22 protein-coding genes and 4 pseudogenes are annotated in these 23,156 nt (G+C 60.4%); 5 read left to right on the top strand and 21 right to left on the bottom strand.

Annotated elements, in window-relative coordinates; genetic code table 11:
* The first annotated feature begins 56 nt into the window (after positions 1–56).
* Positions 57–1,211 carry a sporulation integral membrane protein YtvI gene (ytvI, locus tag OMP40_RS23770; protein ID WP_277535138.1) on the top strand — a complete coding sequence of 385 codons (1,155 nt, stop codon included), beginning with the start codon at positions 57–59 and terminating at the stop codon, positions 1,209–1,211.
* On the opposite strand, the gene OMP40_RS23765 is transcribed toward ytvI, so the two are convergent.
* The 17 genes and pseudogenes from OMP40_RS23765 to cymR form a co-directional block, all read right to left on the bottom strand.
* Positions 1,097–2,503 (bottom strand): peptidoglycan D,D-transpeptidase FtsI family protein, encoded by a 1,407-nt coding sequence (locus OMP40_RS23765; protein WP_277535137.1) that lies wholly within the window; start codon positions 2,501–2,503, stop codon positions 1,097–1,099. The genes ytvI and OMP40_RS23765 overlap by 115 nt on opposite strands.
* A gap of 22 nt (positions 2,504–2,525) precedes the next feature.
* Positions 2,526–3,116, bottom strand: coding sequence for a hypothetical protein (locus OMP40_RS23760; RefSeq protein ID WP_277535136.1), 591 nt, complete (start codon positions 3,114–3,116; stop codon positions 2,526–2,528).
* 63 nt (positions 3,117–3,179) lie between these two features.
* The gene (locus tag OMP40_RS23755; protein ID WP_277535135.1) at positions 3,180–5,219 is read right to left on the bottom strand and encodes a methyl-accepting chemotaxis protein; all 2,040 of its coding nucleotides are present in this window, start codon (positions 5,217–5,219) and stop codon (positions 3,180–3,182) included.
* 355 nt (positions 5,220–5,574) lie between these two features.
* The gene (locus tag OMP40_RS23750; protein ID WP_277535134.1) at positions 5,575–6,858 is read right to left on the bottom strand and encodes a peptidase U32 family protein; all 1,284 of its coding nucleotides are present in this window, start codon (positions 6,856–6,858) and stop codon (positions 5,575–5,577) included.
* On the bottom strand, positions 6,858–7,784 hold the full coding sequence (locus OMP40_RS23745) for a peptidase U32 family protein (protein ID WP_277535133.1): 927 nt from the start codon (positions 7,782–7,784) through the stop codon (positions 6,858–6,860). The genes OMP40_RS23750 and OMP40_RS23745 overlap by 1 nt, the downstream gene beginning before the upstream one ends.
* A 10-nt stretch (positions 7,785–7,794) precedes the next feature.
* Entirely contained in the window at positions 7,795–8,151 is a 357-nt protein-coding gene (locus OMP40_RS40340) for an endolytic transglycosylase MltG (RefSeq protein WP_338131320.1), read from the bottom strand.
* Positions 8,132–9,259, bottom strand: a complete 1,128-nt coding sequence (mltG, locus tag OMP40_RS23740; RefSeq protein ID WP_338131227.1) for an endolytic transglycosylase MltG — start codon at positions 9,257–9,259, stop codon at positions 8,132–8,134. The genes OMP40_RS40340 and mltG overlap by 20 nt, the downstream gene beginning before the upstream one ends.
* 88 nt (positions 9,260–9,347) lie before the next feature.
* Positions 9,348–9,590 (bottom strand): DUF1292 domain-containing protein, encoded by a 243-nt coding sequence (locus OMP40_RS23735; protein ID WP_277537993.1) that lies wholly within the window; start codon positions 9,588–9,590, stop codon positions 9,348–9,350.
* A gap of 72 nt (positions 9,591–9,662) precedes the next feature.
* Complete coding sequence (locus OMP40_RS23730; protein ID WP_277535132.1) at positions 9,663–9,968, bottom strand: DUF1292 domain-containing protein; 306 nt, start codon at positions 9,966–9,968, stop codon at positions 9,663–9,665.
* Entirely contained in the window at positions 9,961–10,395 is a 435-nt protein-coding gene (gene ruvX / locus OMP40_RS23725; protein WP_277535130.1) for a Holliday junction resolvase RuvX, read from the bottom strand. Before ruvX ends, OMP40_RS23730 begins: the two co-directional genes overlap by 8 nt.
* Positions 10,395–10,670, bottom strand: a complete 276-nt coding sequence (locus tag OMP40_RS23720; RefSeq protein ID WP_177244236.1) for an IreB family regulatory phosphoprotein — start codon at positions 10,668–10,670, stop codon at positions 10,395–10,397. The genes ruvX and OMP40_RS23720 overlap by 1 nt, the downstream gene beginning before the upstream one ends.
* Positions 10,671–10,809: 139 nt before the next feature.
* Positions 10,810–13,456 (bottom strand): annotated as a pseudogene (gene alaS / locus OMP40_RS23715) (alanine--tRNA ligase).
* Between the two features lie 425 nt (positions 13,457–13,881).
* On the bottom strand, positions 13,882–14,952 hold the full coding sequence (locus OMP40_RS23710; RefSeq protein WP_277535127.1) for an AI-2E family transporter: 1,071 nt from the start codon (positions 14,950–14,952) through the stop codon (positions 13,882–13,884).
* A 145-nt stretch (positions 14,953–15,097) separates the two neighbouring features.
* Positions 15,098–15,346, bottom strand: a complete 249-nt coding sequence (locus tag OMP40_RS23705; protein WP_277535126.1) for a hypothetical protein — start codon at positions 15,344–15,346, stop codon at positions 15,098–15,100.
* A 6-nt stretch (positions 15,347–15,352) separates the two neighbouring features.
* Positions 15,353–15,889 carry a PRC-barrel domain-containing protein gene (locus OMP40_RS23700; protein WP_277535124.1) on the bottom strand — a complete coding sequence of 179 codons (537 nt, stop codon included), beginning with the start codon at positions 15,887–15,889 and terminating at the stop codon, positions 15,353–15,355.
* A gap of 30 nt (positions 15,890–15,919) precedes the next feature.
* Positions 15,920–17,084 (bottom strand): annotated as a pseudogene (locus tag OMP40_RS23695) (cysteine desulfurase family protein).
* An 18-nt stretch (positions 17,085–17,102) separates the two neighbouring features.
* Positions 17,103–17,523 (bottom strand): annotated as a pseudogene (cymR, locus tag OMP40_RS23690) (cysteine metabolism transcriptional regulator CymR).
* 303 nt (positions 17,524–17,826) lie between these two features.
* On the opposite strand from cymR, the pseudogene OMP40_RS23685 reads away from it, so the two are divergent.
* Together OMP40_RS23685 and OMP40_RS43170 are read left to right on the top strand one after the other, a co-directional pair.
* Positions 17,827–18,386 (top strand): annotated as a pseudogene (locus tag OMP40_RS23685) (MnmA/TRMU family protein); the annotation flags it as partial.
* A gap of 114 nt (positions 18,387–18,500) precedes the next feature.
* A complete protein-coding gene (locus OMP40_RS43170; RefSeq protein WP_459076931.1) occupies positions 18,501–19,010 on the top strand; it encodes a tRNA methyl transferase PRC-barrel domain-containing protein in 510 nt (169 codons plus the stop codon).
* Between the two features lie 441 nt (positions 19,011–19,451).
* On the opposite strand, the gene OMP40_RS23670 is transcribed toward OMP40_RS43170, so the two are convergent.
* From OMP40_RS23670 to OMP40_RS23655, 4 genes are all read right to left on the bottom strand, one after another.
* A complete protein-coding gene (locus OMP40_RS23670) occupies positions 19,452–19,871 on the bottom strand; it encodes a transposase (RefSeq protein WP_338131319.1) in 420 nt (139 codons plus the stop codon).
* Positions 19,810–20,664: a transposase gene (locus OMP40_RS23665; RefSeq protein ID WP_277529652.1), complete on the bottom strand. Its 855-nt coding sequence runs from the start codon at positions 20,662–20,664 to the stop codon at positions 19,810–19,812. Before OMP40_RS23665 ends, OMP40_RS23670 begins: the two co-directional genes overlap by 62 nt.
* 736 nt (positions 20,665–21,400) lie before the next feature.
* Positions 21,401–21,598 (bottom strand): cold shock domain-containing protein, encoded by a 198-nt coding sequence (locus tag OMP40_RS23660; RefSeq protein ID WP_277535122.1) that lies wholly within the window; start codon positions 21,596–21,598, stop codon positions 21,401–21,403.
* Positions 21,599–21,719: 121 nt separating this feature from the next.
* Positions 21,720–22,151, bottom strand: coding sequence for a hypothetical protein (locus tag OMP40_RS23655; protein ID WP_277535120.1), 432 nt, complete (start codon positions 22,149–22,151; stop codon positions 21,720–21,722).
* Between the two features lie 515 nt (positions 22,152–22,666).
* Between OMP40_RS23655 and OMP40_RS23650 the strand changes: the two genes are divergently transcribed.
* Both OMP40_RS23650 and OMP40_RS23645 read left to right on the top strand, forming a co-directional pair.
* The gene (locus OMP40_RS23650) at positions 22,667–22,900 is read left to right on the top strand and encodes a hypothetical protein (RefSeq protein ID WP_090114816.1); all 234 of its coding nucleotides are present in this window, start codon (positions 22,667–22,669) and stop codon (positions 22,898–22,900) included.
* A 44-nt stretch (positions 22,901–22,944) separates the two neighbouring features.
* Entirely contained in the window at positions 22,945–23,127 is a 183-nt protein-coding gene (locus OMP40_RS23645; RefSeq protein WP_217598003.1) for a hypothetical protein, read from the top strand.
* Positions 23,128–23,156 lie beyond the last annotated feature (29 nt).

The following is a 23,156-nucleotide window of genomic DNA, read 5'->3' as shown; positions in this document are numbered from 1 at the left end:
TTATCGGTTAATATAGAATCCATAGCCTCATCTAACCTATAAAGGAGAAGTACATAATGCTCTCGCTGTATCAAAAATATTGGAGAACCGCGTTCGACATCGCATTGGTCGTATTGACCGTCTGGCTTATCATGTTCGCTTTTAGTTATTTGTATAAGATTGCTACCCCGGTATTCCTTTCCTTTATCATTTTTCTTTGCATCGAGCCGCTAGCCCGCAGACTGCACAAGCTGGGCATCCGCAAGGCGATCGCTTCCGGCATCAGCGTACTGTTGTTTACGGCGGTCCTGCTCGCCGCGCTGGCAGGCATCGGATTCATGTTCTATCACCAAACGTCCGAGCTCGTCGAGAAGCTGCCCAAATACCAGGTTCAAGTCGAAGCCCAGATCCGTTCGATCACGGCCGAAGTGCAGCAGCGTTCCGACAGCCTCCCCGACGGCCTAGCGGACAAGCTGCAGGGAGCCGCCGAAAATATCGTCAAGTTCGGCACCAAGCTGGCAACCAACTTGTTCAACGGCACGGTCGGCTTCGTCAGTTCGTTTTCCTCGTTCGTGTTGAATTTTTCGATCGCGCTGATCCTTGCTTACTTCTTAAGCGTCGAGATCGATATGTGGAAAAGGCTGGCGGGCCAGCGCTCGCCCAAAACGCTGAAAAGCGCGTTCTCCTTTTTGCGCGAGAACGTGTTCAAAGGCATCGGGGCTTATCTGAAGTCTCAGCTGAAGCTGATCAGCATCACCTTCCTGGTCATCCTGATCGCCCTGCTCGCGCTTCAGGTGAACAACGCGTTTACGATCGCGCTGCTGGCAGCCTTCTTCGACGTCCTGCCGCTGCTCGGTGTCAGCACGTTGTTCATCCCCTGGATCTTATATTTGTTTATCGTCGGGCAGACGGGCCTTGCCATCTGGCTTACCGCGCTGCTGCTCGTCGTGACGCTGACCCGGCAATTTCTGGAGCCGCGCATCACGGGCCAGACAGTCGGCGTTTCCGCCTTTACGATGCTCGCCTTCATGATGATATCGTTGTCCTTCTTCGGCTTCGCGGGATTGATCGTGGCGCCGATCCTGATGATTCTGCTCAAGGCGCTTTACGATCAAGGCTACTTCCACAGCTGGATACGCTGGCCCAAGGAAGAGTTCATCGTCTCGCCCTTTAATCCCGTCGCGGACGCTACGACCGTGCCGGGGGGGACCGAGTCCGTCTCCTCCGAGTGACGAAGCGCGTCCATAACGTCGCCGAACACGGCCGGCGCCGCATTGCGGGCGCCGGCCGTGCGATTTTCGAGCAGCACGGCAACCGCGTACCGGGGACGGCCTTGGACCGGCCCGTATCCGACAAACCATTGATCGTTCATCGCAGGCCGCTTGCCGGCAAGCTCCGCCGTTCCGGACTTGCCCGCGAGCGGCCATTCGTTCGATGCGAGCGCTTGCTCGGCCGTGCCTTCCGTGACGACCGCGCGCATCGCTTCGCGCAAGGCTGCAGCGGTAGCCGGCTTGATGCTGCCGAATTCGGACGGCGCGCGCCGCGTCGGCATGCGCGCGAGCAGACCGCCGTCGGCGTAGCGGATCTCCGTAGCGATGCGCGGCGCCTGCACGCTTCCTCCGTGGAGCAAGGTCACGATCATATTGGCCGCCTGCAGCGGCGTCACCCTGACGTCGCGCTGCCCGATGCCCGTCCCTGTCCGCACGCCGCCGTCCTTACCGGCTTCCGGCGACGCGAATATCCCGCCCGGCTGTTCCTCTTCCAGCAAGCGCAGCGGCTTGCCGTCGGCGAACGCGCCCGTCTGCCAGCCAATCTGCCGACCTAGCCCCAACTTGTCAGCCGTCTCTGCCAGCATCGCCGGATCGAGCCGCTCCGCGAGCGCCGCGAATACGACGTTGCAAGATTGTGCGAACGCCTCCTTGACGGTGAGCACGCCGTGACCGCCGTGCAGCCAGCAATTCAAGCCGTATCTGCCGTACGTCCCTGCGCAGCGGAACGTCTCGTCCAACGTCGTCACGCCCGCCTCGAGCGCCGCTGCAAGCGTGACCGTCTTGAACACCGAGCCTGGCGGAACGGCGATGAGCGCATGGTTGCGTTCGTCCGTGCCGGCGATCCCGATATGCGTCGGACTGAACGCGGGAAGCGAAACCATGCCTAGAATGTCCGCGCTGTCGACGTCCAGCACGACGACAGCCCCTTCCTTGATGCCGTGCTTTCTCATCGCCGCCTCTGCCGCCCGTTGCACGTCCGCGTCGATCGTCGTCTTGACGAGAAGCGGATAATGCGGATTCGCCGGTCCAGAGATGCGCATGCCGATGCCGGCGAGCGGTCTACGCGCGCCGTCGGTCGTCGCGACCGCATACGTGCTGCCGATTCCCCGGATCAGCCTATCGAGCGACAGCTCCAGACCCGCCTCACCGATCGGATCGGTAGACTTCGCTTTTCCGGCGGCCAGCGCCTTGCCGTACAGCTTCGTCAACCGCGCGGGATCCTGCGCCGTATAGCCGATCGCGTGCAGCGGCAAAAAAGGTTCCTGCGACGAGCCGTTACGGTCGAAATAGGGCACTACGGCAATGCCTGTCAGTTCGAGCGCGCGGATTCGCCTCTCCTGCGCCTCTGTCAGCGCCGCGACAGCCCCCCGTATGCTCCTCTTTCCATACGCGCGGCTCTCGAATCGCACCGAGCCAGGCATCCACCTGGTTAACGCTCGTCCCCAGCGTTTTCGCCAGCGCCTGGAGCCTGTCCGCCGTGCCGCGCGGCATCCCTCCCGTGGGGAAAGCCGCCAGCGCGCGGATCGTCCTGCCGGTCAAAGGCCGTCCGTCGCGATCGAGAAACCGGCCGCGACCGTTGTCGAGCGCAAGCGGATCCGAATGCTGGAGATAAGCTTGCTCGGAAAGACCCGCGATCGCGTTCTCGCTCTTTCCGCCCCCTCCCAGCTGCACCCATGCCAGTCTCGCTTCCATAGCGCCGAAGACGGCGGCAAGCGCGATCATCGATTTAAATAGTCGAGCTGTCACTTTATCGTTCAACAGCCATCCCGTCCCCGTCCACGTCGTATAACGCAGTTCATTTCCATTGTTGCCATGCCCCCCTTTCGTTAACCTGCCTTTTACGCCGAAGGCACTACGCCGGAGCAAAGAAAAAAGCCGCCCCCATGCGCGGGAGCGGCATCCGATTTGCGATGAACCGATACGATTCGATTAAGCGACGGTAAATTGAGACAACGACTGACGAAGCTGCTGCGATACCGTCTCTAGCTTATTGGACAGCTGTACGAGACCGTCGCTGATGCCCAACTGCTCGTTGCTGAGCGATGCGACCTGCTCGCTCGTGGCCGAAGCTTGCTGCGCGACGGCGCTGACGTTCGTCATCGTCATCGTCAGCGTCTCCTGCGCCTTCTCAAGCTGCGATACCGACGCGGTAGCGGCATTGAGACGACCGTTGAAGTCGCTCATGTGGGATTGCACGTTTTCGAAAATTTTGTTGGCATCCCGAACGGCTTCGATCTGTTCCTTGAAAAGCGGATAAGCGTCGGAAAGCACGGACACCGTCTCGTCGATCTCCTGGCCGATCCGGTCGACGATCTCGCCGACGACGCCGATCGATTGGCGCGACTGGTCCGCGAGCTTGCGGATCTCGTCCGCGACGACCATGAATCCTCTGCCTGCGGCGCCTGCGCGAGCGGCTTCGATCGTAGCGTTCAGCGACAAAATGTTCGTCTGCTTCGTCATGTTGCCGAGCAATTCGAGAATTTTGCTGATCGAGCCGGTGCTTTCCTTGAGCTTGTCGACCTTGTCGACCATAGAACGCGTCATCTCTTCGGTATGCCCGGTCTTCTCCATCAGGCCGGCCATATACTGCGTACCCTTGCGTCCGGCTTCCTCGACTTCGTAAGCAGACTTGCCCATCTCGACGTTGGAATCGATGACGGAGACGACCTTGTCGCCGATCTGCCCCGTCATCTCGCTGCCGCGTTCGGATTCGACGGCCAGGTTCGTCGCGCCGCTCGCGATCTCCTCGGTCGCCACCGCGATCTCCTTGGCCGCGCTCGCCGTCTTCGTCGACGCGAGCGTCAGGGAGCTGGCGGTCTCCAGCACCTCGCGCGCGGATTGGTTGGTCTGGCGCACGAGCTCCGTGATGCGCTCCATCATCCGGTTGAAGCTGTCGGACACTTGTCCGATCTCGTCTTTCTGCCGAATGGAGCTGCGCACCGTCAAGTTGCCTCGCTCGCCTTCGTTCATCAAGGTGCGCAGTTGGCCGAGCGGCCTGCCGACCGTCCACATGATGAAAAGGCCGATGAGCGCCGCGATGAGCACGGACAATCCGCACATGAGGAAGGTCAGGTTGCGGATCGCTTTCGCGTCCTTGACGAGCGAAGAAGTCGGGATGTTGCCGACGATGGTCCAGCCGCTCGTGCCGGTCGATTTGGAACCGACGGAGAGCATCTCCCGCCCGCCTGACTTAATCTTGACTTCGCCGGATGCGTCCGGCAGCTTTTCCGTGTACTTCTGGCCCATCAAGGCGGTGTCGGCCGCGTAGACGATCGTGCCGTCCGGGGCGACGATATACGTTGCGCTGCCGTCGCCGAAGCTGACGTTCGCCAGCATGTCCTGCAGCGCCTTGACGTTAAGCTCGATGACCATCAAGTACGGATTGCCCGAATTGACGTTCATCAGCGCCCGTCCGAGCGCGATCGTCGGCGCCGTCTGCTTGCCGGTAATGCCCTTCTGCATCGTCGGGATCCAGACGACTTTGCCTGCCGCTTGCTTCATCGTGTCGAGAAAAGCGGGCGGATTCGCCTTCATATCGGGAATGCCGCCCGAATTGGAAGAGCCGATCACGGCCATGGACGTATCTGTCGGCAGCAAGAATATGCCGGCGATCGAATTGTCCGAGATCATGACGTTGGACAGCTTCGTCGTAATCGTGCGCTGGTTGTCGAACCGCTCGAAGTCGTCCGTCGACGAGATGGCCGATCCGACCTGGGAGATAAACTCCGAGTCCGACAAAAACTCCATCGACTTGCGCTCGTAGCCGGAGAGCAGCAGATCCATCCGTCCGGATACCTGCTTCGCCGTCTCCATGCTCGATTCGGATACTTTCTTTTCGATGACGGAACGAGACTTGGAATAGGAGAATAGTCCCAGTGACACGACGCAAAGCAGGATCCCGCAGAATACAAGAATGAACAGCTTCACGCCGACAGAACGGATCGGGCTTTCCAGCTTCGTTTCTTTCATTTGTTGCCCGAATTTTTTCGCGTACCCCCCCCAGCGTGCCGGCTCCTTGCTTCCACTCCACCGACTTGACACGATCGCGCCAACTTTGCTTCATCTGACACACCCTCCGAGACTTAGTTAAATGACTCCTGGCCGCCGAGACCGCGCCGTTAATTGCGGCGAATCCCGAACGGGAACACGTTAAAACGTACCTTTGCGGATGCGGACAAACCAAAAAGCTTGCCGAACATCCGACAGCGCAGAATCATCTCCGAATATATATCGGCCATCTGCACTATCTGTGTTAATTCGACAAGCTGTTTTATTCTCCTGTTGAAACGCTTTCTGGTGCGAATTATTTATTTTTTTGCCGAAATTAGGCGGATCCGATCTTTTTTCGCATCATATCGAGCGGCGCGACAGGTTCGGAAGTCCGTATTCGGAGCAGCTGAAGCGGATGCCGGGCGACGTCGACTGCCTTCCCGTCCATATCGGCGAGCGGTCCCGCGACCTGCTTGAAGCTGCGTCCGCCCGGGCCGACGAACTCGACCTCCGTGTTCGGACGGAACGGGCTGCGCTGTTCGACGACGGCGATGCCCGTCTTGGGATCGTACTCCCGCACGATGGCGGCGAAGTCGTAAGGCGCGGGCTTTTCCTCGGGCTCGTAAATATGCTCGGAAGCGCCGGGCGTGCTGTAGAAAAAGCCGGTATTGAGCGGCCGATTCGCCGCCTTGCCGATCTCCTCCTCCCACGCGGGACGAAGCGCGTAGCCCTCCGGATCCGCCATGTAGGCATCGATGGCTTGACGATAGGCGCCGACGACGGAAGCGACGTAGTGGATGCTCTTCATCCGGCCTTCGATTTTGAAGCTGTCCACGCCCGCTTCGATCAGGTCCGGGATGTGACGGATCATGCACAGATCCTTGCTCCCCATCGTGAACATATGGTCGCCGGGGTCGCCGACGGGCCCATGGTCCTGGTGCAAGTCGTACTTCCAGCGGCAAGACTGGCAGCAGCCGCCGCGATTCGAATCGCGGTCGGTGAAGTGGTTGGAGAGCACGCAGCGACCGGATACCGAAGAGCACATCGCCCCATGGATAAACACCTCGAGCTCCAGGTCCACCTTGGACTTGATCTCGCGGATCTCCTCCATGGACGTCTCCCGCGCGAGCACGACGCGGGGCAGGCCGACTTCCTTCCAGAACTTCACGGCCTGCCAGTTCATCGTCGACTGCTGCGTGCTCAGATGGACTTCAAGTCCCGGCGCGTGCGCCATCGCCGTCTCGACGATGGCGGGATCGGCCGTGATGATGGCCGCGATGCCGGCGGCTTCCAGCTGCTTCAAATAGTCGGCGATGCCGGGGAGATCCTCCTGGTGGGCGTAAATATTGGTCGCCACGAAAACCTTCGCGCCATAGCGGGCGGCGAATTCGACGCCTTCTCTCATTTCCTCGAAGCTGAAGTTGTCCGCGTTCGAGCGGAGCCCGTAGCTCTGTCCGCCGATATAGACGGCGTCCGCGCCGTAGTGGACGGCGAACTTCAGCTTCTCGAGATTGCCGGCGGGCGCGAGCAGCTCGGGCCGGTCTAGCCGGTACCGGCGCCCCTTCCCGGCCGCGGCTTCGGCATGGACGGCAGTGCCGTTCATCGTCAACACCTCCATTAGTAAACTTGCTCCTTGTACAAAAATCCGAAGCTGAGCTCGCGGCCGGGATCTTGCAGCGCCCGGATCGGCTCCAGCCATTCTTCGTCGAATTCATAGGCTTCGGGATCCCGATGCCATGCGTCGACGACATGCCGGTAGCTTCGCAGGACGGCGATGTTGTAAGCCTCGGACTTCAGCAGCGGCTCGATATAAAAGCTGTCGACGCCAGCTGCGAGCAGCTCAGGCAGCGCTTCGAGCAGGCAAATGTCGTCCGCGCTCATCACGTGCGTGCCGTCCGCGTCCTCGTAGACGGGCAGGCGCTCGTCGGGACGCTCCGCCTCGATCAGAAACCGTCCCTCGCTCGGCCCGAGATCGACGAGACTCGCTTCCCGGCCCAGGTAATCCATATAGCTCTGCAGCAGGTTGCGCTGGGAGTGGTAAATATTCGTCATACCGTGCACCTGAACCTGCACTTCGATCGTGCCGCTTCGCTTAAAATCGGCGATCTCCTCGCCGTTCAGCTCACGCGCCAGGACGGCCCGGGTAACCCCGCGCTTGGCCCAGAAGGCAGCTGCGGCCGAATTCGTGCCCGTCATCTCGACGTTCCAGTGCAGCGCGATGCCCGGCGCCGCGTCGCGGGCCGCCATCCATACGGCGGGATCGCCGAACGTCACGCCGTCCGCCCCTGCCTCCGCAGCCGCGCGAAGATATTCGGGCAGCCCGTGCAGCTCATGGTTGCGCAGCAGCTTGCCCGCCGAGATATATGCCTTGACGCCGAGCCCGTGCGCGCTGGCGACGGCTTCCTTCAGATCGGCTGCCGCGATCGAGCCGGGCAGACGCGCACCGAACCTGGCATCTCCGATGAGCACGGCGCTAGCGCCGGCTTCGGCGTAAACTTTGATCTGGTCGAGCGAGCCGGCCGAGATCAGCAGCTCCGTTGTCATTTCCCTCACCTCATCCAAACGTGAGGCCCGGCGCCTGCCTTCGCCGACTCGCATCCGCAAGGGAATGCGCGCCGCGCGATTGCCGCCGCCGGGCCGTAATGTCGGTCGCCGTCTCACGAAAGCGCCGTTTTACTTCGCGTTCTTTTCGCTTTCGCGAATGTTCCTTTGATGCTGCTTGTACGTCTCCGCGAACAGATGCGTATTGGAGCCGTCCTTTTTTGGTCACGTAATACAAGTAGTCGGTATCGGCCGGATACAGCACCGCTTCGATCGACTTGAGGCTCGTACTCGAGATCGGCCCCGGCGGAAGCCCCTTGTTCTGGTACGTATTGTACGGACTGTCGACCTTAAGGTCGTCGTTCGTCAGCTTCTCTTTTTTGCTTGTCCAGCAAATACTGGATCGTCGCGTCGATCTGCAGCGGCATTTTCTTGTCCAGACGGTTCAGGATAATGCCGGCCACGATCGGCCGCTCATCGTCCACGACGACCTCCCGCTCGACGAGCGATGCGGCGGTCAGCAGCTCGTGGAGCGTCCAGCCGCGCTCCTCCAGCACGCTCTGCCAGTCCTCCGGCAGCGTCCCCAGCTTGCGGTCCAGCTCCGCGAGCATCCGGTCGATGATGTCGGACTCCGTGCTCCCTTTTTTCATCTCGTACGTCTCCGGGAACAAGTAGCCTTCGATCGGAAAGCGCAGGTCTTTGCCTGTCGGGATTTGCTTGGTCCAGGTCGTATTCGCGAACTGGGTCGGGTTGCGGACCGCGTTCATGAACTTGTCCTTGTCGACGATCCCTTCCTTCGCCAGCCGGTCGGCGATCTGCACGACGGTGAATCCTTCGGGAATCGTGAACCGAATCGTCTCGGCGGCGACGGTCTCGCCGTTGTTCAGCTTGGCGACGATCTCGCCGTTCGTCATGCCCGGCTTGAAGTCGTACTCGCCGGCCTGGAACCTCGAGCCTTCGTTTTTATACTTGAGCCACATGCTGAATAAAAACGTGTTGCGGATCAGTCCGTGCGTCTCGAGCGATTCCCCGACTTTTTTGGCGCCCATGCCCTTGCTGATGGTGACGCGTATCGCCTGGTCCGAGGACGCGGGCGGCCGCAGACCGTTCCATACGTAAAATAGGACCGAGGCTGCTGCGATGACGACGAGTCCCAGCGCGATCAGGAAGGACCAAAGCGCGGCGTGCCCCTTCTTCGGCGGCTCGTCGTCTTCGGTCTCTTCTTCGCCGGGATCGGGCGGAATATCGGGCTTGCCGGCAGCGGCGGCACTTCGCGCGGGCGCCGCCGACGGCCGATCGGACGGCGACTGCCGATCGGGCGCCGGCGCCGGTCGCGCCCGCGGCGGCAACGGCGCGATCGCCGGCAGCTCCTCTTCGCCGCGCTCCCGGGCGCGCTCCGCTTCGGGCGCTCCGCGGTCTTCCGGAAGATTGCCCGAATAAACGGATTTCCACCCGTTGTTGTCGTCGTCTTTGCTCACGCTCTCGTACCTCCTGCTTGAATAAAAAGCGGCCGAATAGCCGTGAAGAGCGGTTGCCCGCTCTCCACGAATGCCGCGCCAGCGGCCTTTACGGCCGGTCTTCCGATCCGAATTGCAAGTCGTCGTATGCTTCGGCGACGTCTTCCCATTCCTCGTCGTCGTCCACCGACTCCAGCTTCGGCTCGCTTGCGTCCTCGGTCAAGACGCGGAATACTTCGATCTCGCCTTCCTTGCGCATCGCGTCGCTCTGAAGAACCGCATAAGGCTTGCCGTTCACGCTAAGCTCGGCCAAAATCCGGTAGACCTGCGCCGAACCGCTCTCGCCGGTCAGCTCGATCTCGGCGCCGAACGCCTGCTGCAGCGCGCCTCCCCCGAGCGGCGTCGCCCGGCTTCCCGACTTCGTTCATCGCTCTTCACTGCCGCCGAATTCGGCCGCCAGCGTGTTGAACGTCTCCTCGACGATCTCCCACTCTTCTTCGCTCTCGATCGGATACAGCTTGATCTCGTCGTCCTCTTCGTCGAAGCGGAACGCGTATACTTCTTGCTCCTCGTCCTCGGCGTCGGCCGGCACGACCATCATATACTTGCGGTCGGTGCCGTCGTCGAGCTCGAAGCGCATGATCACCTCGAACGCCTCGTCGTTGCCGTCGTCGTCCGGGATATAAATAATCTCCGCTTCTTCTTCCGGGCGGATCGTATCGTCAGCCATGCAGGTTAGCCCCTCTCGATCTGGAATCCAAATAGCTCTGAAGCAATATTGCCGCGGCCATCTTGTCGATGACCTGCTTGCGCTTCGCTCTGCTCACGTCCGCCTCGAGCAGCGCGCGCTCCGCGGCGACGGTCGTCAGCCGCTCGTCCCACAGCTTGACGGGAAGCTTCAGCGTCTCCTCGAGCCTGCCCGCGAAGGCGATGCACAGATCGCCCCTAGGACCGACGGAGCCGTTCATGTTCTTCGGCAGTCCCAGGACGATCTCGTCGGCCGCAAGCTCCGCGGCCAGCTCCGCGACCCTGCGCAGGCACGCGTCCTCGGTCTTGTGGTGAATGACCTCGACGCCCTGGGCCGTCCAGCCGAACGCGTCGCTGACGGCCACGCCGGTGCGCCTGTCTCCGTAGTCCAACGCCATGATCCTCGGCATCAGCGGTGCTGCTGAAGATAAAAGCGGACCATCTCTTCGATGAGTTCGTCGCGTTCTTTCTTCCGGATCAGACTTCTAGCGTTGTTGTGCCGCGGAATATAGGCCGGATCGCCGGACAGCAGATAGCCTACGATCTGATTGATGGGATGGTATTCCTTCTCCACCAGCGCGTCGTGCACCGTCAGCAGGATATCCTTCGCGGAGATCTCCTCCGGGTCGGGCATGACGTCGAATTTGACCGTCTTATCCATTTGATTTTTGTCGGACGAGCTCATTTTCGCAGCACCTCGCTTTATGCCAACATCATATCATATTCTCAGCTGGACGGGAAATGGAAGCGCGCTCCCGGCTGTAGCGGGAGACGGGCGTCTCGCCCGCCGTGCGCGCGCAGGCAACGCCGCACCGATCCGCCGATCAGGCGCCGGCGCCCGCTGCCGCAACCAGGCCTTCGGCCGCGAGAAGCGCATCGCCGAGCTTCGCAGGGTCCTTGCCGCCCGCTTGCGCGAGCTCCGGCTTGCCGCCGCCGCCGCCGCCGCAGATGGCGGCTAGTTCCTTGATCAGCTTGCCCGCGTGCAGGCCGCGCTTCACGAGCGCCGGCGATACGGAGACGACGAGGCTCACCTTGTCGTCGTGCACCGCGCCGAGCACGAGCACGGCCTCCGGCAGCTTCGCCTTCAGCTCGTCGGCGACGCCGCGCAGCGCGTCCATGCCGCCGACGTTCACCTTTGCGGCCAGCAGCGTCAGGCCGCCGACTTCCTTGGCGCCGCCCAGCAGCTCGGCGGCTTCGAGCCGGCCGAGCCGTCCTTGCAGCGACTCCACCTCGCGCTGCGTCTGGCGCAGCTCGCCCTGCAGCGCCTCGACGCGGCGCGGCACCTCGGCGACGCCCGTCTTGAGCAGCGCGGCCGCGCCCTTCAGCAGGCCCATCTGCTCGTCCATGTACGCATAGGCGTGGCGTCCGGTCACGGCTTCGATGCGGCGAACGCCCGATCCGATGCCGCTCTCCGCCACGAGGCGGAACAGGCCGATCTGCGCCGTGTTCGACACGTGGCAGCCGCCGCACAGCTCGAGGCTGTAGTCGCCGACGCGCACGACGCGCACGATGTCGCCGTATTTCTCGCCGAACAGCGCCATCGCGCCGAGCGACTTGGCTTCGTCGATCGGCTTCAGGCTGATGTCGACGTCGGTGCCGAGCCAGATTTGCTCGTTCACCCTGCGCTCGACGTCAGCCAGCTCGGCTTCGGTGATCGCGCCGAAGTGCGAGAAGTCGAAGCGCAGCCGTCCGGGTTCGACGAGCGAGCCCGCCTGGTTGACGTGCTCGCCCAGCACCTGCTTGAGCGCCTTGTGGAGCAAGTGCGTGGCCGTGTGGTTGCGGACGATGTCCGCGCGGTCCACCGCGTCGACGCTCGCCGTCACCTTGTCGCCGACCTTCAGGGTGCCCGAAGTGACCGTCACTTGATGCAGCGGCTGACCGTGCGGCGCCTTGCTCATGCCGGCGACGGCCGCCACCAGGCCGCCCTCGCCGACCAGCATGCCCGTGTCGCTCACCTGGCCGCCGCTCTCGGCGTAGAACGGCGTCCGGTCAAGAATGACCGTCACCGTCTCGTCTGCGCCGGCGGCATCGACGAACCGATCGCCGGACACGATCGCAGCGACGGTCGCGCCGAGCGTCAACGCGCCGTAGCCGTCGAACTCGCTCTTGACCGTGTAGTCGGCCAGCGGCCCGCCCTGCACCTTCATGCTCTCCGTCTCCTGACGGGCCGCGCGCGCCCGCTGGCGCTGCTCGTCCATCGAAGCGTCGAAGCCTTCGCGGTCGACCGTCATGCCTTGCTCTGCGGCGTAGTCCTCGGTCAGGTCGAACGGGAAGCCGTACGTATCGTACAGCTTGAACGCGTCCGCGCCGGCGATCGTCTTCTCGCCTGCCGCCGATGCCTTCGCGCACAGGTCCGCCAGCAGGGACAGCCCCTCGCTCAGCGTCTCGTGGAAGCGCTCCTCTTCGGTGCGGATGACGCGCTCGATGAACTCGGCCTTCTCCACGACGGCCGGGTAGTAGCCGCCCATGATGTCGCCGACCGTCGGCACGAGCTCCCACAGGAACGGACGGTCCACGCCGATGACCTTGCCGTAGCGGACCGCGCGGCGCAGCAGACGGCGAATGATGTAGCCGCGGCCTTCGTTCGACGGCATGACGCCGTCGCCTACGGCGAAGGCGACCGTGCGGATGTGGTCCGCGATGACTTTGAGGGCGACGTCATGATCGGCGTTCGCCTTGTATGAAACGCCGGCGATGTCGGCAGCCCGCGCGATGATCGGCTGGAACAGGTCGGTATCGAAGTTCGAGTCGACGTCCTGAACGATCGAAGCGAAGCGCTCGAGACCGGCGCCCGTATCGATGTTCTTGTTCGGCAGCGGCGTATAGCTGCCGTCCTTGTTGTGGTTGAATTGCGAGAAGACGAGATTCCACACCTCGAGAAAGCGCTCGTTTTCGCCGCCGGGGTAGCATTCCGGATCGGACAGGTCGCCGTAGGCTTCGCCGCGGTCGTAGAAAATCTCGGTGCACGGTCCGCAAGGGCCTTCGCCGATATCCCAGAAGTTGTCCGTCAGCTTGACGATCCGTTCGGCCGGAATCCCGATTTTCTCGTTCCAGAACTTGAACGCTTCCTCGTCGTCAGGATGAACGGTGACGGACAGGCGATCCGGCGCGAAGCCGATCCATTCAGGACCGGTCAGGAATTCCCAAGCCCAAGTGATCGCCTCTTCCTTGAAATAATCGCCGATCGAGAAGTTGCCGAGCATTTCGAAAAACGTGTGGTGGCGGCGCGTCTTGCCGACGTTCTCGATGTCGTTCGTGCGGATGCACTTCTGCGAGTTCGCGATGCGCGGGTTTTCCGGCTTTTCGCGGCCGTCGAAGTAAGCCTTCAGCGGCGCCATGCCGGCATTGATCCACAGCAGCGACGGATCGTTGTGCGGAACGAGCGATGCGCTCGGCTCGACGCGGTGTCCTTTGGAAGCGAAAAAAACGTAGCCATCTGTCGCGAATCTCGGCGGCTTTTAACGGTTGCATAATGAGGTTCCTCCCTTGTCGTTGCGGCGCTTCGGCCAGTTCTTTACCTGTAAAAAAATAAAAAACGCCCCTGAAATTCAGGGACGAATCGATCGCGGTACCACCCTGGTTATTCCGCCTGACGCCGGCAAGCTGCCTGGTATCGGCGCGGAATCGCCTTATTCAGGCTGTAACGGGCCTGCCCGTCGGATTCGGTCCGAAGCTCGGAAGCCGGCTTCCCCCGCCCTTCGCACGAAGACGCTCGCAGCCTGGCCGGATACCGCTTGTCCGCGAAGCCGCGAGGCTCGGGGGGCGATACGGGCAAGGCGTCTTCTCTCTGCACTGCGGACTCTCGGGGTACTCTTGCTTCTTCAACGCTCGATAGCTATGTTTCGCTCGCGTTTTGCATGCGACGTTATCATTATAGAGTTGCGCTTTCGGCGGTGTCAAACGGTTTTTCGCCGGATATAGTAAGCGAACAGATGCTGGACGACGACGCGCAGCGCCGCATAGAAGGGCACCGCCAGCAGCAGACCGACGACGCCCGCCAGCTCGCCGCCGATCAGCAGGACGAAGATGATCGTGAGCGGATGCATTTTCATCGACCGGCCCACGACCTGCGGGCTGATGACGTTGCTCTCTAGCGTCTGGCACAGCGTATTGACGATGACGACGAAGAGCGCCATTTTCCAAGAGATCGTGCTCGCCATGACGAGCGCCGGCAGCGCGCCCAGGAACGGTCCCAGATACGGGATGATGTCGAACAGCGCGACGAAGGCGGCCATGAGCAGCGGATACGGCATGCCGATGATCAGATACCCGATATAGGCGGCGAGTCCGATGCACAGCGACACGATGAATTGTCCCCGAATATAGCTGCCGAGCGCCATGTCAATTTCTTTGAAAAGCCGGATCGTGCCCTGTCTTCTGGCGCGCGGCAAATATTTCAGCACGGCCCGTTCGAAAACGTCCATATCCTTCAAGATATAGAATACGAGGAAGGGTACGATCATCAACAGGAATATGACGTTGACGACGGCGCCGATATTGTTCAAAAAATTGGATATGCGCACGGAGATTTGCTTTTCCAGCCCGAATACGGCCCGGTTGATGCCGCTTCGCACCGTATCAGGCAGCGAGTCGTTTTTGTTGAAGCTGTCCACCAGGCTTTGCGCGCGCATCGTCAGCTCCGGCATGTGCTCGTTCAGCTCGCGTACCTGCGCGGCGAACATCGGGGCCACGTTCACGAGCACGACGACGCTGCTGCAGACGAATACGGCGTAGATCAACAGCACCGCGGCGGTTCGCGGCATTCTCCGGTGATGCAGCATGGCGACGATCGGATTAAGCACGTACGCGATGATCATTGCGATCAGGAAAGGCGCAGACACGGCCTTCGCGAATCGCCATACCGACAGCAGCATGGGCCTGACGAGCGTCGCCAGGTACAGCGCGAGCAGCGCCAGTACGATATAGACGAGCACGGCCAGCAGACGGCTTTGCGACAGCCGGTTCATCCTGTTCACCCCCCGACCGATGTTGTCCGGTCCACCCTCCAGTATATGTACAAGTGCGCCCGCATAAACCTGTATCAAAGGACGAACCCGGCATTCCGGACGTACAAAAAAAGCCCCTGCGCTCGATGCGGAGCGCGAGGGGCCGTCAGGGGGGGCGATGATAATCCGATAGACCGGAAAGAATCGTCACATGCCGCCTGCGTGAATATGCGGGGGGAATCGGTTCGCCGAAAAACAGATCGTCGAGCGAGCTCAGCGTGCCGTCTTCCTCGACTTGGTAAACGGACATCTTGTCCCCGTTCACCGTCAATTCAATAAAGCAGCTCCAGCAGTAAAACTGATGCGATCCGATCTTGCCGATATCTTTGGAATTGCAGTTCGGGCATCTCATCATCGGTTATCACCATTCACTTTCCGCGTTAGGGTCTCTATCCATAATTCGCTCATAGGATACGGGCACGAGGATCGCGTCCTCGCCCAATGTCAAGTCCTTCGGGCCGTCGGGCAGGTACATGCGCCGTCGTCCTTCGAACACGTCCGCGAGTAATCCGTCCGTCAACTCATAGCCTGCTATTTGTGTACCCGCGGTCTTGCGAAAATAAACATCGGAGATGCGGCCGAGTTCCTGGCCCTCCAACGTATAGACGGGAAGCTCCCTCATTCGGATCAATCCCGTATGAAACGTCCGCTGCAGGCGCTTGCGTGACATGCTGCGAATCGCTTCCTTGTCCTTGACGACGAGGGCGTCTTCGCCGGTCGTCAGGATGTCCGTCCACTTCGCGATGCGGACCTTGCGCCGGAACCCGAAGCCGCCGTCCAGGACGACGTACTCGGCCTCCCAAAACTCGTCGAAGCCGATGTCCAGCACCCGGCCTACGCGCTTGCCGTTCGGGAGCAGCACCGGCAATCCGATCATCTGCTGCAGGCTACGATTCATATTAACCTCGCGTGTATAGGCGACTGCCTGTTATCTCTTACGCAAGCGGGCGACAATGGTTGCAACGATTTCTGCCGTTTTTTCCGCTTGAGAGATAGTATTGCCCATTCCGAAGCTAAATCTTACCGAATTTTTGCAAAAATGAGGCGAAAGCCCCATCGCCGTAAGCACGTGCGACGGCTGCAGCGAACCGGACGTGCATGCCGATCCGCCGGAGGCGGCGATCCCCTGCAAATCCAAATTCATCAACAAGGTCTCATTAGAAACGCCCGCGATGCCGATATTCAAAATATGAGGCAGCCGTCCTGCCGGGTCGGGGTCGCCGTTAACGGTCACTCCGTCGGAACCGAGACGCTCGCGCAAGCCCGAGAGCAGCGCGTCGCGAATCGCTGCGGCATGCGCGCGTCGCTCGTCGACCGCGTGGGACGCGAGCGATGCGGCCGCGCCGAATGCGGCGATCCCCGCCACGTTCTCCGTGCCCGCGCGTCTGCGACGCTCTTGGGAACCGCCGTACAGCAGCGGCTGCCAGGGTGTCCCCGCCCGCACGTAGAGCGCGCCGACCCCTTGAGGTCCGCCGATCTTGTGGGCGGACAGACTGAGCAGGTCGACGGGCAACGCGCCGACGTCGAGATGCGCGTAGCCGAGCGCCTGAACGGCGTCGACGTGCATGACGGCGCCATGTACGCGGGCCAACTCCCCGATCTCGGCGACCGGCTGGAGGGTCCCGGTCTCGTTGTTCCCGTACATGACGCTGACGACCGCGGTCCTATCGTCGATCGCAGCTTCGGCGTCCCGTACGGATACGCGTCCTGAAGCGATCGACCGGCAGCACCGTAAGCGCGAAACCTTCGGCAGCAAGCCGCTCCGCGGCGTGAAGCACCGCGTGATGCTCGACGGCCGTCGTCACGATGCCGGTCCGCCGCGGGTCCTTGGCGCGCTGCGCCCGGGCCGCGCCGAACAAAGCGGCATTGTCGCTCTCGGTTCCGCCGCCGGAGAACGTCAGTTCGTCCGGCCGGCAGCCGATCGCGCGCGACAGCGCGTCCCGCGCTTCGGTCACGCGGCTGCGGGCGCCGCGGCCGTACGCATGCAGGCTCGAAGGGTTGCCCGGGGCATCGCCGGCCGCCGCTACATAAGCCGCAAGCGCCTCGGGCACCATCGGCGCGGTCGCCGCGTAATCCATATAAATGCGTTCCATATCCATCACCGGCTACATCTAAATATAGAACATATAGCTGTCGGGCTTGCCCTCATCCTTGAAGTTGATGAGATCCGACAACGTCGTGGAGTCCAGCACGCTCGCGATGCTGTCGCGGATGCGCAGCCACAGATCGCGCTTGGCGGCGTCGTCCTCTTCCGTAAAGTCGACCGGGCTGATCGGTCCTTCGAGAATGCGAATAATGTCCCCCCGCCGTGATGCCCTCCGGATCCTTCGAGAGAATATAGCCGCCGTAGGCTCCGCGAATGCTCTTGACCAGACCCGCGTTGCGAAGCGGAGCGATCAACTGCTCCAGGTAATGCTCGGACAATCCGTTTTTTTCGGCGATGCTTTTCAGGGAGATCGGGCCCTCGCCGAACTTGGAGGCCAGTTCCATCATAATCGTCAGTCCGTAACGACCCTTCGTCGAAATCTTCAAATCGGCACCTCGTTCCACGCAGATAGCGGCGCAGTCGTCTCTTTTATGTTGATAGATCCGTATCATGGATGCAAAAAATAGGGAGTATCCCCATATCACATCTATGTTATCACATCATCCATCGTTGTGGTCAAAAAATCGGTGACATATTCATGTAATTTGTTATGCGCCTTCTTTTCGACCGATCTTCCTCGCCCGCGCTCGACCGCGGGTTCCCGCTCGGCGCATGCCGCGAACTTGTGCTACAATGGGGAATGCCGGTTCGGCCCGATCCCATTCGCTTGCGCAGGAGTGATTATTATAATGAAAGATTCAAGGTTTGCCAACCCCGCGGACATCCGCGTCGTCGTCGGCATGTCCGGCGGCGTAGACTCTTCGGTCACGGCGCTGCTGCTTAAGGAGCAGGGCTTCGACGTGATCGGCGTGTTCATGAAAAATTGGGACGATACCGACGAATCCGGGGTGTGCACCGCGGATATGGATGCCGAAGACGTGCGCCGCGTCTGCGATCAGATCGGAATCCCCTATTACACCGTCAATTTCGAAGAAGAATACAAAGACAAGGTGTTCGCTTACTTCCTCGACGAGTATCGCAGAGGCCGTACGCCGAATCCCGACGTCATGTGCAATCGCGAGATCAAGTTCGGCGAATTTCTGCAAAAGGCGCTCGACCTCGGCGCGGACGTCATCGCCACGGGGCACTATGCCCGCGTCGAATTCGCGAACGGCGAGTACAAGCTGCTGCGCGGCGTCGACGCCGGCAAGGACCAGACTTACTTCTGCACGCGCTCGACCAGGACCAGCTGTCGCGCGCGATGTTCCCGATCGGCCACCTGCCGAAGCCCGAAGTTCGGCGCATCGCCGAAGCCGCGGGCCTCGCGACCGCCAAGAAAAAGGACAGTACGGGCGTCTGCTTCATCGGAGAGCGCAACTTCAAGACATTTTTAAGCCAGTACCTCCCCGCCCGTCCGGGCGATATGGTCGACGCGTCCACCGGCGAGGTCAAAGGACGGCACGACGGCTTGATGTACTACACGCTCGGACAGCGTCAGGGCCTCGGCATCGGCGGCTCCGGCACGGGCGAGCCTTGGTTCGTCGCGGATAAGGACCTGGAGCGCAACGTGCTGTACGTCGTGCAGGGCGAGCGCGATCCGATTCTATACTCGCACGGCTTGACCGCCGGACAGGTCAACTGGATCGCCCCCCGCCCGGCCCGAAGCGCCGCTGCGCTGCACGGCGAAGTTCCGCTACAGGCAGCCGGATCAGGGCGTGACGCTGACGCCGCAGGCCGACGGAACGGTCGAGGTCGCCTTCGACGCGCCGCAAAAGGCGATAACGCCAGGACAGGCCGTCGTCTTCTACGATGGCGAGACATGCCTGGGCGGCGGGACGATCGAAGTCGTGCACAAAGCCGCATTGCCTTCGCGAAGCTAAAACGGCGACATACCGCGCAGCATTTCATGAAAACCCCGGCCGCCTTGTCATAATAGACGAGGCAGCCGGGGTTTTGGTTTGTTTGAAGTTAAGCGACAGACATTAAAAAAGCCGCCTGCGGCCTTTATTTGCTCAATGGCGTGATGCTTACGGACTGAGGAGCCCTTATTCTTGTTGCTATCGCGCTTTGCGGCCCGCTCACGGACCCAGGAGCCTCTGTTGCGGGATTAGAGACCTTTTTTGACTGAATTCGGGCGGATAACGCAGAAATTTTGCAAACAAGTACTGCTCGTAGCCAATCTACTAGCGCATCTTCCTCCCCGGAGAGTTGAGGGCACGCTTGAGAAGCGAAAGGTGTTAGATGGTCGCCGCCATGAAGGCGATTTTGAGGGTGGCAGATGCGAATAGGCGCAAAAAAAGCCCCGCCTCATCTAAGCTACGACAACACCACTTTTAATTTAGATTTGGTCATGCCTCATTTAGTTGTAGTTCGCTTACTTGTACAGGATGCGCTGCGGCTTCAAGCGCTTGGGGCGAATCCGCGGCCGTCCTCCCTTTTTGCGCCGTCCCCGGCTTGTTCGTTCCTTTGGGCGGTGGAGCACCGCGAGCAAGGCCTCCATCGGCTTTCTCAGATACGCCCTGAGCAGGGTGATGAACTCGCCGCGATCCATCGTCGGTGCATGCCCTTGCCGCCATAGCTCCACCAGCAAATAGGCGATGAGATTCAAGTAGATTTGGTTCCATACGGCTTGTTCTTTGGTGCTGTACAGTTTCTTCAGGCGTAGCTGTTGCTTCATAAACTTAAAGAAAAGTTCCACCTTCCACCGGTAACGATACATCTGCGCGATATCCTCAGCCGAAACGTCGAAGCGATTGGTGAGCGCCCGTACACGGTGCGACTTTCCTTTTTTGATCCGTGAACGAATAAGTCACCAGCCGAAAAATTCCCGTTTCACCTGTTTTCGAATCGGTCAGCTCGACCTGTGCATCCTGTTCGATGGAAGGGCCGACATCCTCTTTTTGAAGGATGACTTTCACTTTACTATTGGCCTTCAGCCGTGCCACAAAGCGAATCTTCTCCCGGTTCCAACGCAGGAACTGTCCGTAGTCGATATAGCCGCGGTCCAGTAGGTGCGTGGCTTCACTGCGCGTCACTAGGGCTCCGGTCACTTCCGCGTCCAGGTCGGCCACACAAGCTGTCGATAGCACCACGCGGCTGGGTACTGCGCTTTTTTCGCCGGTCAGGTCCAAGCTGACGTGCATTTTAACGGCGTTGTGGCCCTTTTGCTGGTAAGCCCACTCGCCGCGGACTTTTCCCAACGTGAGGACAGTCGCATCTACGGCAGCCAGCGGACCAAAATGCTTCAGCGGACGTGGCAGTCCGAAGGTTTGAGCATACCGCGCCACCAAGTCCGTATACGTCTGTTTCAGCACATCGGTTGACAGCTGACGCAACCTGCGGTTGAGCGCTGAACCGTCGATTGACGAAAGGTTCGTCCATTTCTGCATCCAGGGTGTACTGGATAAGTGTTGCGCAATCTCACCCACGGCATTTCGCTTCTGCAGGATCCCTTCCAGATAGAGAAGCGTTGTGTTCCAAGCAAAGAGCTTTTTCGCATAGGCATCGCTCTTTAAAGCGGTATTGTGCTGTCCCAACACCCCTAAAACTTGACGAACAACCCTTTCATTGCTTACGATTGTATTCAAGAGGTCTCCTTACCGTAGGTGTTGTCGTAAACTCTACGTTACAGGAGCCTCTTTCTTTTGTAAAATTCCCCTCCTTTTCCTACCTCACTCGAGTCTTTGCAAAATTTCTGCGGATAACGACTCTCCAGTCCGCAATGATCGCAATTGCACCGTTTTTTACGAAATAGCGTCATCTGAGTCCATCTGAGTCCGGTATGTTCGCTCGGTTGCCTTCGGTTACTCCCGCAGTTCTCATTCGCATCTCCCCATTACCTTGCCGCCTATCGTCACCATTAGGTTAGCAAGTGAAGCCATCGGGGGAGATTGGACGCCGCCGCCCCTGTTCGCAATCTTCCTGTGCGAGGGATGAACTTCGAATGCCTGCTAAGGATGGTCAGGCGTTTCCGTCCCGGCTCTTCCATTCGGCTGAAAAGCCTGTGTTATCCAGAGATATCTGGTCGGGACTAAGGCGTATTCCGGGTCAAGAAGCCCTGTATATCGTTACTTGTCGGGACTAAGGCGTATTCCGGGTCAAGAGGTGCAGTACATCGTTCCTTTACGGACTGCGCCGTATTCTGGGCCGCAAAGGCGCTGTACAGCGTTATCTGTCGGGACTGTGGTGTATTCCGCGCCAAAAGGCGCTGAAGGGCGTTAATTGTCGATTTTATACTTGCCTTATCAAAAAAAGAACCCCCGGCAGCGCCGGAGGCTCTTCGATAGACTGTCGTGCTATAGTGAGCGGCCGCGCGGGCGGTGCTTACAGCTTAACGACGTTGGATGCTTGCGGTCCGCGGTTGCCGTCGGTGATCTCGAATTCTACTGCTTGACCTTCGTCCAAAGTCTTGAAGCCGTCGCCTTGAATGGCGGAGAAGTGAACGAACACGTCGTTGCCTTCTTCGACCGAGATGAAGCCGTAGCCCTTCTCTGCGTTAAACCACTTAACTGTTCCTCTCAAATGAAAAACCTCCTAAAATCTCGCCGTAAATCGGCGAATGACATTATTATAGCCGAATCCTTGTCAAGACGCAATATGTGAATTTTATGTCTCATTTTGTCTAAGGATCGAGTCGCTGCGGCTAGCCCTTTTTGCGGAGCGCCAGCACGCGGCTCTCGCGCGGCACGAACGGCAGGCCGCTTGGAACGAACGAGGCCGCAGCCTCGGATGCCAGCGCCCGAAGCAAGCGATCCAGATAAGGTACCGGCTCCCAGGCCAGCGTGACGAGCGGATAGATTCGAACCTCGCCGCCCGGCTTGGTCGCACGGAGCAGCTCGCGCAGCGCCGCTTCGTGGAACGCCTCCCCCGAACCGGTCCGCGTACAAAAATAAAAAATGGCTGCATACGACCAGCGAGAACGAACCGTCCGCGAACGGCAGATCCGGCAAAGACGCAGCCCGATATTTTGCTCCGCCGGCTTCGGATCGAAAATGAGCGGCGAACGCTTCGAGCGACGCCTCGCGCATGCGCCTGTGACGCTCCGGCGATCCGTAGTAGCTCCAGTCGTAAACATGCGCCATGGCGGCGATCTTTTCGGAGGACGTATCGATCTCCTTGACCGCGGCGGCTACGATTGCCTCCCGGTCGCCTTCGTAAAAGGGATCCGCCGCATAGGCGTCGATCCCTTGCGCGCACAGATGCGCCGTAAACGAGGATGCGCCGCCGGCCACATCCAATACGCGATGTCCTGTCAGCTTGCCGGTCTCGATCCCGAACATTCGCTCGTATTCCTCGTACGACCGGCATGTCGAAGCGACCCCCGCCTGAGGGTATGCGGGCATTTTCTCCATTTTAATCTCTTCTCCTCTCGTCTCTTCAAGCTCGGCTCTTCTCGTCTCTGTTCGACCCCTTCGGGTTAATGATACTTTGCCATCGGCGACTTCGGCTGTCAACCCTTTGCTTGCGTACGATTTTCCCGTCGGGCCGCGGACCGACATTGATTTCTGCCCGCATCTCTTCTATAGTCATGAATAACGGCTTCGCCGTATCAGAATCGGCACAAGAGCTGCCGGACGGGAGGCGTTAACCATGTTCGCCAAGCACGTTATTTACAAAAACGACCATTACAACATGCTGACCGTGGAGGTCCAGGGCAAGACGCTCGTCGTGCGCCAGATATCGGACCAATGGGGCGAGGAGTGCCACAAGTTTCTCAGCCGCCCCGAGATGATGCACTGGGCCGAGCGGCACCTTGTCGCGGAGGACTTTCCGGGCGGAGAGCAGCAGCTGGCCGAAGTGATGAACAGCCTGCGAAACGTTTAAGCGCCGGCAATCGCCGGCCGCCGGGAAAGGAGGACGCGACCTTTATGGATTACAGCGCCACGCTGATCTACGCCATCGCGGCATTCGGGCTCGCAGCCGTGCTCATCTGGCAGCGCGACCACGTGCCGGCCAAGCTTCGCAGAGGTCTCGCGACCGTCTCGCTCGTGCTCGTGGCGTTCGCTTTTTTTCTGATCGTATACGCCTTTTTCTCGGCGGGCAGCGCCTGAAGCCGGCCTCATGAAGCAGGCCGGGACCG

This window comes from Cohnella rhizosphaerae (genome assembly GCF_029525575.1).
GTDB classification, from domain to species: Bacteria; Bacillota; Bacilli; order Paenibacillales; family Paenibacillaceae; genus Cohnella; species Cohnella rhizosphaerae.
The sequence above is the reverse complement of the archived record's forward strand: the minus strand, read 5'-3'. Positions and strand labels throughout refer to the sequence as shown.

Coding starts and splice junctions, on each gene's coding strand:
- OMP40_RS23650 (WP_090114816.1), top strand. CDS start 22,667: ATGTTCGCCAAGCACGTTATTTACAAAAACGACCATTACAACATGCTG.
- OMP40_RS23655 (WP_277535120.1), bottom strand. CDS start 22,151: ATGTTTACGACTGGAGCTACTACGGATCGCCGGAGCGTCACAGGCGCA.
- OMP40_RS23720 (WP_177244236.1), bottom strand. CDS start 10,670: ATGAGCTCGTCCGACAAAAATCAAATGGATAAGACGGTCAAATTCGAC.
- OMP40_RS23730 (WP_277535132.1), bottom strand. CDS start 9,968: ATGGCTGACGATACGATCCGCCCGGAAGAAGAAGCGGAGATTATTTAT.
- OMP40_RS23745 (WP_277535133.1), bottom strand. CDS start 7,784: ATGACAACGGAGCTGCTGATCTCGGCCGGCTCGCTCGACCAGATCAAA.
- ruvX (WP_277535130.1), bottom strand. CDS start 10,395: ATGCCGAGGATCATGGCGTTGGACTACGGAGACAGGCGCACCGGCGTG.
- OMP40_RS43170 (WP_459076931.1), top strand. CDS start 18,501: ATGGTCGACGCGTCCACCGGCGAGGTCAAAGGACGGCACGACGGCTTG.
- OMP40_RS23750 (WP_277535134.1), bottom strand. CDS start 6,858: ATGGAGGTGTTGACGATGAACGGCACTGCCGTCCATGCCGAAGCCGCG.
- OMP40_RS23645 (WP_217598003.1), top strand. CDS start 22,945: ATGGATTACAGCGCCACGCTGATCTACGCCATCGCGGCATTCGGGCTC.
- OMP40_RS23700 (WP_277535124.1), bottom strand. CDS start 15,889: ATGAATCGTAGCCTGCAGCAGATGATCGGATTGCCGGTGCTGCTCCCG.
- OMP40_RS23705 (WP_277535126.1), bottom strand. CDS start 15,346: ATGATGAGATGCCCGAACTGCAATTCCAAAGATATCGGCAAGATCGGA.
- ytvI (WP_277535138.1), top strand. CDS start 57: ATGCTCTCGCTGTATCAAAAATATTGGAGAACCGCGTTCGACATCGCA.
- OMP40_RS23710 (WP_277535127.1), bottom strand. CDS start 14,952: ATGAACCGGCTGTCGCAAAGCCGTCTGCTGGCCGTGCTCGTCTATATC.
- OMP40_RS23755 (WP_277535135.1), bottom strand. CDS start 5,219: ATGAAAGAAACGAAGCTGGAAAGCCCGATCCGTTCTGTCGGCGTGAAG.